At 65.1% G+C, this 12,066-nt stretch carries 11 protein-coding genes; 7 read left to right on the forward strand and 4 right to left on the reverse strand.

The window, feature by feature from the left end; genetic code table 11:
- The first annotated feature begins 87 nt into the window (after positions 1-87).
- The 4 genes from C6Y44_RS13255 (at position 88) to C6Y44_RS13270 (ending at position 3,731) form a co-directional block, all read left to right on the forward strand.
- Positions 88-1,056, forward strand: a complete 969-nt coding sequence (locus tag C6Y44_RS13255) for an ABC transporter ATP-binding protein (RefSeq protein ID WP_159418254.1) — start codon at positions 88-90, stop codon at positions 1,054-1,056.
- A gap of 1 nt (position 1,057) precedes the next feature.
- Complete coding sequence (locus tag C6Y44_RS13260) at positions 1,058-1,951, forward strand: ABC transporter permease (RefSeq protein WP_192378458.1); 894 nt, start codon at positions 1,058-1,060, stop codon at positions 1,949-1,951.
- Between the two features lie 159 nt (positions 1,952-2,110).
- A complete protein-coding gene (locus C6Y44_RS13265) occupies positions 2,111-2,521 on the forward strand; it encodes a LapA family protein (RefSeq protein WP_174247036.1) in 411 nt (136 codons plus the stop codon).
- A gap of 79 nt (positions 2,522-2,600) precedes the next feature.
- Positions 2,601-3,731, forward strand: coding sequence for a carboxylate-amine ligase (locus tag C6Y44_RS13270; RefSeq protein ID WP_159418252.1), 1,131 nt, complete (start codon positions 2,601-2,603; stop codon positions 3,729-3,731).
- Positions 3,732-4,294: 563 nt separating this feature from the next.
- On the opposite strand, the gene C6Y44_RS13275 is transcribed toward C6Y44_RS13270, so the two are convergent.
- Positions 4,295-4,576, reverse strand: a complete 282-nt coding sequence (locus tag C6Y44_RS13275) for a hypothetical protein (protein ID WP_159418251.1) — start codon at positions 4,574-4,576, stop codon at positions 4,295-4,297.
- Between the two features lie 205 nt (positions 4,577-4,781).
- Here C6Y44_RS13275 and C6Y44_RS13280 point away from each other — a divergent pair, with 205 nt between their 5' ends.
- The 3 genes from C6Y44_RS13280 to C6Y44_RS13290 all read left to right on the forward strand — a co-directional run bounded on the left by C6Y44_RS13280 (position 4,782) and on the right by C6Y44_RS13290 (position 9,430).
- On the forward strand, positions 4,782-5,258 hold the full coding sequence (locus tag C6Y44_RS13280) for a 5' nucleotidase, NT5C type (RefSeq protein WP_159418250.1): 477 nt from the start codon (positions 4,782-4,784) through the stop codon (positions 5,256-5,258).
- A 690-nt stretch (positions 5,259-5,948) separates the two neighbouring features.
- The gene (locus tag C6Y44_RS13285) at positions 5,949-7,430 is read left to right on the forward strand and encodes a glyceraldehyde-3-phosphate dehydrogenase (RefSeq protein ID WP_081314714.1); all 1,482 of its coding nucleotides are present in this window, start codon (positions 5,949-5,951) and stop codon (positions 7,428-7,430) included.
- Between the two features lie 593 nt (positions 7,431-8,023).
- Positions 8,024-9,430: a selenium-binding protein SBP56-related protein gene (locus tag C6Y44_RS13290; protein ID WP_120282694.1), complete on the forward strand. Its 1,407-nt coding sequence runs from the start codon at positions 8,024-8,026 to the stop codon at positions 9,428-9,430.
- 53 nt (positions 9,431-9,483) lie between these two features.
- On the opposite strand, the gene C6Y44_RS13295 is transcribed toward C6Y44_RS13290, so the two are convergent.
- The 3 genes from C6Y44_RS13295 to C6Y44_RS13305 all read right to left on the reverse strand — a co-directional run bounded on the left by C6Y44_RS13295 (position 9,484) and on the right by C6Y44_RS13305 (position 11,951).
- Entirely contained in the window at positions 9,484-10,242 is a 759-nt protein-coding gene (locus tag C6Y44_RS13295) for a cutinase family protein (RefSeq protein WP_120282695.1), read from the reverse strand.
- A 138-nt stretch (positions 10,243-10,380) separates the two neighbouring features.
- Positions 10,381-11,277 (reverse strand): alpha/beta fold hydrolase, encoded by an 897-nt coding sequence (locus tag C6Y44_RS13300; RefSeq protein ID WP_120282696.1) that lies wholly within the window; start codon positions 11,275-11,277, stop codon positions 10,381-10,383.
- Positions 11,274-11,951, reverse strand: coding sequence for a TetR/AcrR family transcriptional regulator (locus C6Y44_RS13305; protein WP_159418249.1), 678 nt, complete (start codon positions 11,949-11,951; stop codon positions 11,274-11,276). Before C6Y44_RS13305 ends, C6Y44_RS13300 begins: the two co-directional genes overlap by 4 nt.
- Between the last annotated feature and the right edge of the window lie 115 nt (positions 11,952-12,066).

The raw sequence follows: 12,066 nt of genomic DNA on the forward strand, positions 1-12,066 counted from the left end.
CGGTGCGCATTCTGTACGCAATTCTGCGTAGCTCGATCACGCCCATCGGCGGACGACGCTGACGCCTTCCCGGACCACGATTGGAGCATGACCGAAGACACCCGCATCACCACCACCGACCCACCCGGGCGGAGGCACTCCACCGGGACCGATATCGTCGTGGAGACCTCGGCCCTGACCAAACGCTACGGCGATCGCGCCGCCGTCGATGCCGTCGACATGACCGTCCGACGCGGCGAGATCTACGGATTCCTCGGCCCCAACGGTGCGGGGAAGACCACGACGCTCCGCATGATCCTCGGCCTGATCCGCCCGACCTCCGGAACCGTCCGCGTCCTCGGCAGGCCGGCCGGATCCCGCGAAGCATCAGCGTCCACGGGCGCACTCATCGAAGGACCCGGTTTCTTCCCGTACCTGTCGGGACGCGCGAACCTCCGCACCCTCGCACGCCACCGCGGGCTGAGCGACCGATCCGTCGAGAAGGTGCTGGCTCGGGTCGGCCTCGTCGACCGTGGCGGTGACGCGTACAAGTCGTACTCGCTGGGGATGAAGCAGCGTCTTGGAGTTGCCGCGGCCCTGCTCGGTGACCCGGAGCTGATCGTGCTCGACGAACCAACCAACGGACTCGACCCGAGCGGCATGGCCGACATGCGTGCCCTCATCGTCGAACTCGCGCGGTCCGGGCACACGGTGATTCTGTCGAGCCACCTGCTCGGCGAGGTCCAGGAGATCTGCGACCGCGTCGGTGTGATCGCGAACGGGCGCCTGGTACGCGAATCGACCGTCTCCACCCTGCTCGGCGACGCGGTGCTGAAGGTTCGCGGCACGCCCGTGCATCGGGTGGTCTCGCTTGCGTCGGATCTCGCCGGCGAGAACGGGTTCGAGATCGACGGGGACTCGGTGCTGCTGGATCTGCCGCCCGATCGCGCCCCCGAGGTCGTCCGCACGCTCGTCGCCGACGGGGTGGATGTGTCGTCTATCGGCCCGGCGGAACGCACCCTCGAGGACGTGTTCTTCGAAATGACCACTGGTTCCACACCCACGAAGGGGGCGTGACATGTCCGCCTCGACACTCCGTTCGCACTCCGATTCAGCCTCACTTGCCGTACGGCACAACACCGTTGGTCGGAGCCTGCGTGCCGAGCTGTACCGGTTGCGTTCGTGGCCGGCGATGTGGGCGACCGCCGGCACGTGGTTCCTGCTCGCGATGGTTTTCGGCTACGTGTTCCCGTACGTCTCCTACACGACCGGAACTGCCGGGTTCTCCACGGAAGGAGAGCCGACCGAAGCGTTGCTGCAGAGCGTCCTGCCCGAGTCGATCCCCGACGTGCTGGTCCAGGGCACACCGTTGTTCGGTGGCGCGCTCGTGCTCGTCCTGGGTGCTCTCATCGCCGGGAACGGGTACAGCTGGGGGACGTGGAAAACCGTGTTAACCCATGGCCGTCTGCGCCCTACGATCGGCGCCCTGCTCGCTACTGCGGTGATCGTTGCCGCGATGGTGGTCGTCACCGCTGTGCTGTGCACGATCGTGTCCGTCTCGCTCGCCGCGATCGAATCACAACCGCTCACGATGCCGACGGCTGGCGCACTTCTTCGCTCCGCAGGTACGGCGTACCTCGTGTTCATGATGTGGGGAACGATCGGCTTCGCGCTCGGCACCTACGCCCGCAGTGCGGCGCTGTCGGTCGGCCTGGGTCTGGTGTGGACGCTCGTCGTCGAGAATCTGCTGCGAGGAGTCGGCTCCGCGTTGCAGCTCGTCCAGGACGTGACGGCCTTCCTGCCAGGAACCGCAGCCGGATCGCTCGTCGGCGCGGTGACCGGGGGAGGGGAGGGCACACCCGGGGTGGTGGATGTGATCTCGGGACCGAGGGCGCTCATCACCGTGACGGCCTACATCCTCGTCGCGGTGGTGACTACGGGGATTCTGGTGCGGAGCCGGGATGTGAACTGAGTCCGGTGCTTGTGTTCAGGGACGAAGTTCGTCGACGCCCGGCCTCACGGGCGTCGGACCGGTTCCTCCGACCATCCGCGTCGCCGATTCCATGCTGGACCTGTAGGCGGTGCGGTCCGGGTGGGATAACCGGAACAGGGTCGGGGTACTCCATCGAGCATGACGACCAGCTCGAGGGGCCCCGGTGATTCGAACCCCGACTTCTCTCCGTCCGCGCGGCGTAGCGATACTCCGGTCCCCCCATCCGGCGTGACACCGGATCCGGACGCTTCCAGCAGGCTGCATCCCGACGTCGCCCGTGGGAAAGGCATCAGGGGCACCCGTACCGGGGCGTTGTGGACCGCTCTGATCGTCGGTATGTTGATCCTGCTGTTGCTGTTGGTGTTCATCCTGCAGAACCTGGACAGCGTCACCCTCGAATTGTTCGCGTGGGACTTCTCATTGCCGCTGGGGGTGGCATTGCTGTTCGCTGCGATCGCTGGAGCAGTGATCGTCGGACTCGCCGGCGGTCTGCGAATCTTGCAGCTCCGCCACGCTGCCAACCGGCAACGCGCACGTACCGTCCGGTAAGTCAGATCCCCGGCTGCAGTACACCCACGCCGGCCGCTCTTCCTTCGTAGAGTGAAAGACCTCGAGTGGGGAGAACGCCATGGCCGCCACAGGACCGATCGACACCTCTCCTGTGCGCGGCGGGGTGGCGGCCACGATCGGCGTCGAAGAAGAATTCGTCCTGGTCGATCCCCGTACCGGTCGTCCCCTCCTGCGCAGTCTCGACGTGATCGAGGCCGGGCGCGCACTCGGCATCGAGCTCGAGGTCGAGCTCTCCCCGTGTCAGGTCGAGACCGCCACTGCGGTATGTACACACCCGCAGGATCTACGCGAACAGCTGCGCCGCTCCCGCGCGACGGCCGCCGACGCCGCGGCGCGCGCAGGATGCCGGCTCGTCGCGGTCGGAACCCCGATCTTCGAACCTCCGAGCGGCTCGGTCACCGCCACGCCGCGCTACCGACGCATGGCCCAGCACTACGGTGGCGTCGCCGACGGCGTGATCTGCGGATGCCACGTGCATATCGGTGTCGACGATCGTGACCGTGCTGCCCAGATCATCAACTACTTGCGCCCGTGGCTTCCCACCTTGTTGGCGCTGACCGCCAACTCGCCGATCGCCGACGGTCGGGACACCGGATATGCCAGCTGGCGATATCTGCGATGGGGGCGCTGGCCGAGCGCGGGACTGCCCCCGCAGTGCACCTCGGTCGCGGACTACGACGCGGCGGTCGAATCGCTGCTCACCACCGGCACGATCCTGGACCCTCGAATGGTCTATTGGGATGTGCGGATCTCCGCGCGTCATCCGACCCTCGAGATTCGCATCGCGGACGTGCCCGCGACCGTCGAGGAGACCGTCACGCTGGCCACCTTGGTGTATGCATTGGTCGCCCAGGCGACGGCATCGATCGAACGCGGTGAGGCGGCGCCCTCGGTCGATCAGGAGCTGCTGCGCGCGGCGTGCTGGAGAGCGGCCCGGGACGGTTTGGCCGGGCACGGCATCGATCTCGGCTCTGCGCAGTTGGTTCCGGCCGTCGACCTGATCCGTCGACTGCTCGCTCAGGTCCGGCCGGACCTGGAGGAGCTCGACGCTTATCGCTCCGTGCACGACGCTCTGGCGGTAACCCTGGACCGAGGCAATGGGGCGATCAGACAACGTCGCATTCTCGAGAGCGGGGGTTCCTTCATCGAGGTGGTTGCCGACGCGACGCGGCGCACGGTGGAGAATTGACCCTCGGCCGTGGTCGCTGACGGTGCCCGGAACGCCCCTGTTGCTACACCGTGGCGCGAGCTCGAATCGGATCGCATACCCCCCGGGTGAGGGATGGTTCTCGCCCCGGCGGCGGCAACACACTGAAGTCATGACTGAGATCAGGAACTCGACTTGTTGTGCTGGGAACGAGGACATGCTTGCGTACCGTTTCTGCGCGGAATCGAACCTATCCTCGACGAGGCGTGGTCGATGTCTGCCGAGTCGGATCTGCGGATGCCTGTCGTGGAGGGGGATCGGTCTGTGCAGACGAGGCTGATGAACGCCTACCTGGGCTTGCTGTATCGGGCCGGCGTCGGTGACCCCCGAGTGGGAGCTGCGTTCGCGCGAGTCGTCCATCTTCTCGACCGCCCCGAGTCATTGATGCGCCCAACGATGTTCGCGCGTGTGGTGTGGGGGTCGAACACCGGTCCTGAACTGGGGCGATTACACGTCCTCCGGGTCTGGGCAGCCTCACTGCCGGCGCTGGGAAACGCACATCCTCGGAGCGGTTCTCATCCGGAGAAATACGTGATCGCCCTTGGTCACGGTGTTTCGCTGAAGTCCTCGGGGGTGAAGTCGCGCAGCTGCCCGTTGACTACGTATCCACGGTGTTCGAGGGTCTGGAGCGCCTCGATGTACTCCTCCCGGCTGGTGTCCGGGTGGGTGCGTAGTCCGTCGACGGTCGCCGGGTACCCCGGCCCGTGGCTCATGAGGTCGATCAGGGTCCAGAGTGCGACGGGATCTCCCATGAGGTCTTCACTCCACCGGTGTGGGATGTTGACGCCCTCGGAGGTGGTCATGGGAGGCAGGGTGTTGTCGGTCATGGCTTCGACAGTAGGGCGCAGGAGGCTTCGGGGACAGGGGTCGACCCGACTGGCCAGTACAACGAACCGTCCCACTCGGCGGACTGCCTTCGCGTCGATATGCGGGCCTATGACGGACGGGCCCTTGTGAACCAATGGGCTCAACTCACGCTGATACGCAGGGCATAAGCGCACCGCCCCACGATGCCGCAGGTATTGTCACGACGTGACTGATCGTCGAAAGATCCTCTACGTCGACCTCGACAACACGCTGGTTCACTTCAAGTCCGGAATCGCTCGGCTCGGCGCTGCCGATTTCCAGGAATACCAGGACCGCTTTGACGAGGCACCCGGGATCTTCGCGCTGATGGATCCCATCGACGGTGCGATCGAAGCATTCACACTGCTGGCCGAGCACTTCGATGCGTACATACTCTCGACTGCTCCGTGGAAGAACTTATCAGCGTGGTCGGACAAGCTGCTGTGGGTGCAGAAGCATTTCGGCATCGAGCCCACGTCCGTCGCCTACAAGCGATTGATCCTGTCGCACCACAAGAACCTCAATCACGGAGACTTTCTGGTCGACGACCGCGACCACAATGGCGCGAAGGACTTCACGGGTGAACTGGTCAAATTCGGCAGCGCCGAGTTTCCCGACTGGAATGCGGTAACCGCCCATCTTCTGGCTGCAGTCAGGAACTAGCACCATCTCGCAGGCTGCGGACTGGGTCGAAACGATCAGAAAACCTGCAACGCTCACTAAGCAAGTCTTCCTCGGCACCGTCATTTCTCACGGGTTTGCCGCGTGCAGCAGGGTCATGGCATCGGAACGCGCGAGCCGCGGATTCCCGCAGCTCGGAGTAAGTCCTGGGCTCTGCCCCGGTTGTGTGAAATGACAAGTAGAGCTGTCGGCGGTTCGAAGGTTTTGAGAAGGCCGGAGTTCGGTCGAAAAGTCACCAATATGGGAACTCAGTGACATCTGTCGAAATTCAAGATTTTCTGATGGTTGGGCTGGAGGTCGTATGGCCGACGAACGAGGCAGTTTCAGTGCTCCGATCCGAGTAGGTCGCAGCTGTTTTCCCGCATACCGCCACAATTGTTGTGACTGGCGACACGCGAAGCTCGCCGGTTCGTCTACAGCTCCGGGCGTCGACGAAGCCTTCCTATCGGGGGAGAGACGATCAGCTTCACGCACGCGCGGGCACGTTTCGCCTACCGGGCGTCGACCCGTGAGAGCTCTTTCATATGCTTGGCGGTACGCACGCCGTAATCGGCGTCGGTCGCGTACGGTTCCACCGATCCGGACACCGACCGGCGAGTGACGTGCGTCTCGTCTGGGCTGCACCCAACAGCCTGTGACGTGTCAGACGAGCCGGAAAGGCAGAGGAGCGCAGTGAGCACCCCGGAATTGGCACAGTGGAACTCGCAAGAGGCTATTGCGGAAGCAATGATCCCGATCATCGGCGGTCTGCACCGCCGGCATTCGGTCACGATCTTGCTTCACAGCCGCTCCCTCGTGAACAAGTCGGTGATCGGCATTCTGCGGACGCACCGTTTCGCGCGTCAGATCCGCGGCGACGAGCTGTCCGTCGAGGCGACGTTCCCGTTCCTCGAGGCATTGACCGACCTCGACTTGCAGCCGTCGAAGATCGACCTCGGCCTGCTGGTGACGGCTTATCAGGCCGAGGGTGCCGGACGGTCCATCCCGGAGTTCGTCGCTGAGACCCTCTCGGACCTGGTCGGTGGTGCTCAGACGAGCCCCGCGAAGCCGCAGGACGTGGTCCTGTACGGCTTCGGTCGGATCGGTCGCCTCGTCGCCCGTCTTCTCATCGAGAAGGCCGGCTCGGGTAACGGCCTGAACCTGCGCGCCGTGGTGGTGCGGAAGGGCAGCGGTGACGACCTCACCAAGCGTGCGTCTCTGCTGCGTCGCGACTCCGTCCACGGGCAGTTCAACGGCACGATCAAGGTCGACGCCGAGAACAACGCCCTGATCGCCAACGGCAACGTCATCAAGTTCATCTACAGCAACGATCCGGCGAGCGTCGACTACACCGAGTACGGCATCGACAACGCCATCCTGATCGACAACACCGGAATCTGGCGCGACCGTGACGGGCTGTCGAACCACCTTCGCCCCGGTATCGCCAAGGTGGTGCTCACCGCGCCGGGCAAGGGCGATCTTCCGAACATCGTGCACGGCGTCAACCACCGCGCCATCGACCCGGACGAGAAGATCGTGTCGTGCGCGTCCTGCACCACCAATGCCATCGTTCCGCCGCTGAAGACCATGGACGACAAGTTCGGTGTGGTGCGCGGCCACGTCGAGACGGTGCACTCGTTCACGAACGACCAGAACTTGCTGGACAACTACCACAAGGCCGACCGTCGCGGTCGTTCCGCGCCGTTCAACCTGGTGCTCACCGAGACCGGCGCGGCCTCGGCGGTCGCGAAGGCGCTTCCGGATCTGAAGGCGAAGATCACCGGCAACTCGATCCGCGTTCCTACGCCGGATGTGTCCGTCGCGATCCTTCACCTCCAGCTGACTCGTGAGACCACCAAGGAAGAGGTGCTCGAGCACCTGCACCAGGAGTCGCTCACCGGTGCGCTGCGCCGCAACCTCGACTACACCTCGGCCACCGACGCAGTGTCGAGCGACTTCATCGGTTCGCGCGCGGCGTGCATCATCGACGCCAATGCAGCGATCGTCGACGGCGATACCGCCATTCTTTACGTCTGGTACGACAACGAGTTCGGCTACTCGTGCCAGGTGGTGCGTACCGTCCAGTACCTGTCGGGTGTGGAATACCCCGTCTATCCCATCACGGAAGCCGGCCCCGTGGAGCATGTCGAGGAACCGGCCGCTGCACAGGCATAGCAGTCCTGCACGGATTGCAGTAACGACAGTTCTCCAGGGACTTGTCGACGAGGGAACCCATCCTTGCTCGAGGATGGGTTCCCTTTTGCGTTGGGCCGTTGGTGGCGTCGAGGAGGAGTAGCGGCCGTCGAAACTCGGGGGAGGTTGTGTGCGGTTCCGGTGAAGAACTCGCACAGAACCTCCCCTTATTTCGTCACTTTTTCGCCGTGCCGCTGCAACCAGACCTTCCCGGCCGGGATGTGGCCGATCGCATGGTGTTCGACGACGTTGACGGCGAGGCGACCCACCGGATACCACGGCGGACGCAGCGGGACCTTCAGTGCGAGGGCCCCGGACGGGCCGAGACGTGTTGTCGTGAGCGACAGTCCGCGTTCGCATCTGTACCTGCGACGCGACGCGTGGAAGCACGGATACCGGGTGTGGAGCGGGAGTTCTACCAGCGACCTGGCGCGCGTAGCTGTTCTCGTCGGCGGCGGGGGAGGACAAGCCATCATTCGGAGCCCTGCGCGCTCCCGTGAGTTCACCACGGTTCCGTCCCTCGCGCGATCCTCGTACTCTGACTCGTGGGGTCTCCTCGACGAAGGAGGCTGAAAATGAGTCAGCCGATCACAGACCCGACCTTCTATCGGACAGCGGCAGACGCGGCCGCCGCCCCACCGGAGCGATTGGCCTACGTGGTCGCGTTCGATCGTGCGGCGGACAAACCCGACGCCATGAGCGTGATCGACGTGGATCCCGACTCGGACACCTACGGCCGGGTGGTGGGCTGGACCGAGGTACCCGGGCTGGGCAACGAACTGCATCATTTCGGTTGGAACGCCTGTAGCAGCGCGTTGAAGCACGAGGGCCACGATATGACGGGGTTGGCACGCAGATACCTCATCGTGCCGGGCATCCGCTCGTCGTCCCTGTACGTGCTCGACACCGAGCCCGACCCGCGTCAACCCACCGTGGCCAAAGTCGTGGAGGCTGCCGATCTCGCCGCCAAGGCGGGTTACTCCCGACCGCATACCTTGCACTGTGGGCCGGACGGGGTGTTCATGACCTGCCTGGGCGGTGCCGACGGATCGGACGGCCCGGGCGGGATCGCCCTGCTCGATCACGGCACGTTCGATGTGCTCCGGCAGTGGGAGACCGACCGGGGGCCGCAGTATTTCGCGTACGACGCCTGGTGGCATCTCAACCGGAACACGCTGATCAGCAGCGAGTGGGGCACACCGTCGATGATCGAGAACGGGTTGGTGCCCGAGCTGCTACTGGCGAACGAGTACGGCCATGCCATCCACTTCTGGGACCTCTCGACGGGTGCGCACCAGCAGCGAGTGGACCTCGGCGCCCAGTACCAGATGCCGCTCGAACTGCGCCCGTCGCACGACCCCGAGGCCACGTGGGGATTCGTCGGCGTAGTCGTCTCGACCGAGGACCTGTCCGCGTCGGTCTGGCGCTGGCACCGCGGTGACGACGGTTGGGCGGTGGACAAGGTGATCACCATCCCGGCCGAACCGGCAGAGCCGGACCTGCTGCCACCGGCGCTGAAGCCGTTCGGTGCGGTGCCGCCGCTCGTCTCCGACATCGACCTGTCCGTCGACGACGCGTTCCTCTACGTCTCGTGCTGGGGCACCGGCGAGCTCAAGCAGTTCGACGTGCGCGACCCTGCCCATCCGAAGGAGACCGGATCTGTCCGACTCGGCGGGATCGTCGGCCGCCGCGCCCATCCGGCGGTACCGAGCGAGCCGCTGGCCGGTGGTCCGCAGATGGTCGAGATCAGCCGGGACGGCAAGCGGGTCTACGTCACCAACTCCCTGTACGGGGCCTGGGACGATCAGTTCTACCCGGACGGGGTCGGCGCCTGGATGGCACTGATGCGCACCGACCCTCGCGGCGGGATGGAGATCGACGACCGCTTCTTCCCACACGGCGACGACTTTCGGGGTCTGCGGGCGCACCAGGTTCGTCTCCAAGGTGGCGACGCGTCCTCGGACTCCTACTGCTATCGGTAACGACCGAGTCGGACCCGATTCCACCCGCGCGGCCGACTTCCGGCCCGACTCGGTCAGGGCTGGTAGTCGGGGTACTTCGTGTGCAACTGGAAGTATCCCGTCACGTTCTCCCGGAGCCAGTCCTTGCCGTCCTCGGGTGTGCGACCGTCGCAGATCGCGTCGCCTTCGATGCAGACTCGCTCGACACGAATCTCACCGAAGTCGTTCCGGCCGCCGCCGAGCGTCACGCCAGGAGCGACGGGACCCGGGAACAGGGTCTCGACGCCGCGGTCGTCGCGGGGATCGGAGTAGAGGATGCCCGAGATCCGTTCGGGGGGAACGGACCCGTCGGCTGCAATCTCGGCGAGAACGTCGCCGGCGATCGAAGCGCCCTGCGAGTAGCCGAGCACCAACAGGTCCGAATCCGGGCAGGTGCTGTGCCGGACGGTGATCGTCTGGCGGAGTCGCTGATGCCCGATCTGCTTCGACCTGTCGTATGCGATGGTGCCGTCGTCGTCGATGCCGTCGAAATCGTCGTGCGAGCCGGTCCCCGGCAGCGGCACGACCACTGCGGGGTAACGGATGTGTTCGACCACGGTGCCGGGAGCCTCGAACCGAGCGGAGATCTTCGCCAAGGGGGACTCCGGATCGATCGAGTCGAGGGTCTCGAAGCCACGGGTTCCATCGACGGCGAGGACGTACCGCTCAGGGCAGTTGCGGACCGGGTCGGCCGACGCGGAACCGACCGGACCCGCGACGTTCAGTCCTGCGGTGAGCAGACCTGCGGCGAGCAGACCGACGGTGCGTGTGCGTCTGCGATCGATCCGGGACATGCGCGATTCTCCTCGTGTGCCCCCGACAGACAACAGTTGACGCCGATAATAGCGATGTCTTATTTGTTCGGCCTGTTAGGGATGCGCGCTTTTCGGTGATCATGCTCACCTCGGTCGGAAACTCCGGTGAATTTCCCGTCAGTGCTCGGCGAGGGTGCGGGCGGCCAGCTCGGTGATGAAGCCGGCGATCTCCTCGGGGTTCTCTTCGGCCATGAAGTGGCCGCTGGTGGTGGACTGGTAGGTGAAATCGGGTGCCCAGGCCTGCCACAGCGCTGAGGCGTCGAAGCCCAGCTGAGAGCCCCAGTTCTGGGAGATGACCGCGACGGGCATAGTGAGCTGAGTGCCGCGTTCGCGGTCGGCGAGGTCCATGTCGAGGTCGATGCCGGCGGTAGCTCGGTAGTCGGCCACGATCGAGTCGACAGAGTCGATGGAGCTGGTGACGTAGTGGTCGCGCTCCTCGGGCGTGAAGGTCGTTCCGGTCGGGTCCCACGCGTCGAGGAACGAGCCGAAGAATTCCGGGGCGACTGCGGCGATCATCTTCTCGGGCATCCCTGCGGGCTGGGCCATGAGATAGAGGTGCCAGGCCACCTTCGCGTTCACGCCCTGGAGTACCGCCCAGGTGTCCATCGTGGGCAGGACATCGAGGATGCCGAGACAGTCGACGGCGTCGGGGTGGTCGAGTCCTGTACGGACGGCGACGAGCGCGCCGCGGTCGTGACCGACGAGCCCGAAGTGGTCGAATCCGATCTCACGGGCGAGGGCGACGACGTCGTTCGCCATCGTGCGCTTGGAATAGGTTTCGGGGTTGTCGGCAGGGGGCCGGTCGCTGGCGCCGTAGCCGCGCAGGTCGGGGACGATCACGGTGTGATCGTCGGCGAGTATGTGGGCGACGTGGCGCCACATGTAGTGGGTCTGCGGGAAACCGTGCAGCAGGACGACGGCCGGGCCCTCGCCGCCGATGGCGACATTGAGGTTCACGCCACCGTCCCCGTTGATCGTGCGGTAGGTGAAGTCCTCGATGGTGCAGCGGGTCATGGGGTCTCCGTAGTCGTGGTGGAGGTTTCGGGGTGGCCGGAGAAGATGCCGGCAGGCAGGTCCGTTCGGCCGGCGGACGCGGTGAGCGCCGGAATGACGACCGTGTCGACGAGGGCTTCGAGGTAGGTGTCGTCGACGGTGAGGCCGTTCGCTCGTCGCAGGAGCAGGACGGTGCCCACAACTTCCTCATATGCGAATGGTTGAGCGCCCGTGGGAAGTTCGCCTCGAGCAACGGCATCGTCGAGGACCGCCTGGGGGAGACGCGCGCCTGTCGGGCCGACGGTCTCCTCGATGGCGTCGCACAACTCCGGGTCTTCGAGTCCCGCATGGAGCAGCATGAAGGCGGCGTTGCTGTCGGTTGCGGACATGGTGCGGCTGAGGCGCTGCGCAAGGAGCAGCAGATCGTCGCGAAGTGTTTCGCCGCGCCGAAGTGGGACTGCCGAGGGATGCGCAGGGGCGTCCTTCACGGCTGCGAGCACCATGTCGCGCTTGGACTGCCAACGTCGATACAGCGTTGCCTTCGACGCCTGGCAACGTCGAGCGACCGCCTCGAACGTCACGCCTTCGTAGCCTTCCTCGGCCAGTAGCTCGAGAACGGTGGTGGTGATCCGACGCTCGAGTTCGGCGTCGCGTGGACGTCCGCGTTGCGCAGGCGGTTCATTCGGATACGGCACGTTCCGTATCTTAACTCAGGCAACTCATGTTCGACGAACCTCGAAGTCGATACCCACAACTTCCTGATTGCGGCCGACTGTGATGCACTATCTCGCTGTCGACATAACGGACAAC

It is taken from the genome of Rhodococcus rhodochrous, assembly GCF_014854695.1.
GTDB lineage: Bacteria > Actinomycetota > Actinomycetes > Mycobacteriales > Mycobacteriaceae > Rhodococcus.

Bases quoted from the DNA above. Each gene is read 5' to 3' on its own strand.
- C6Y44_RS13260 (WP_192378458.1), top strand. From the start codon at position 1,058: ATGTCCGCCTCGACACTCCGTTCGCACTCCGATTCAGCCTCACTTGCC.
- C6Y44_RS13290 (WP_120282694.1), top strand. From the start codon at position 8,024: ATGAGTCAGCCGATCACAGACCCGACCTTCTATCGGACAGCGGCAGAC.
- C6Y44_RS13300 (WP_120282696.1), bottom strand. From the start codon at position 11,277: ATGACCCGCTGCACCATCGAGGACTTCACCTACCGCACGATCAACGGG.
- C6Y44_RS13295 (WP_120282695.1), bottom strand. From the start codon at position 10,242: ATGTCCCGGATCGATCGCAGACGCACACGCACCGTCGGTCTGCTCGCC.
- C6Y44_RS13265 (WP_174247036.1), top strand. From the start codon at position 2,111: ATGACGACCAGCTCGAGGGGCCCCGGTGATTCGAACCCCGACTTCTCT.
- C6Y44_RS13255 (WP_159418254.1), top strand. From the start codon at position 88: ATGACCGAAGACACCCGCATCACCACCACCGACCCACCCGGGCGGAGG.
- C6Y44_RS13275 (WP_159418251.1), bottom strand. From the start codon at position 4,576: ATGACCGACAACACCCTGCCTCCCATGACCACCTCCGAGGGCGTCAAC.
- C6Y44_RS13270 (WP_159418252.1), top strand. From the start codon at position 2,601: ATGGCCGCCACAGGACCGATCGACACCTCTCCTGTGCGCGGCGGGGTG.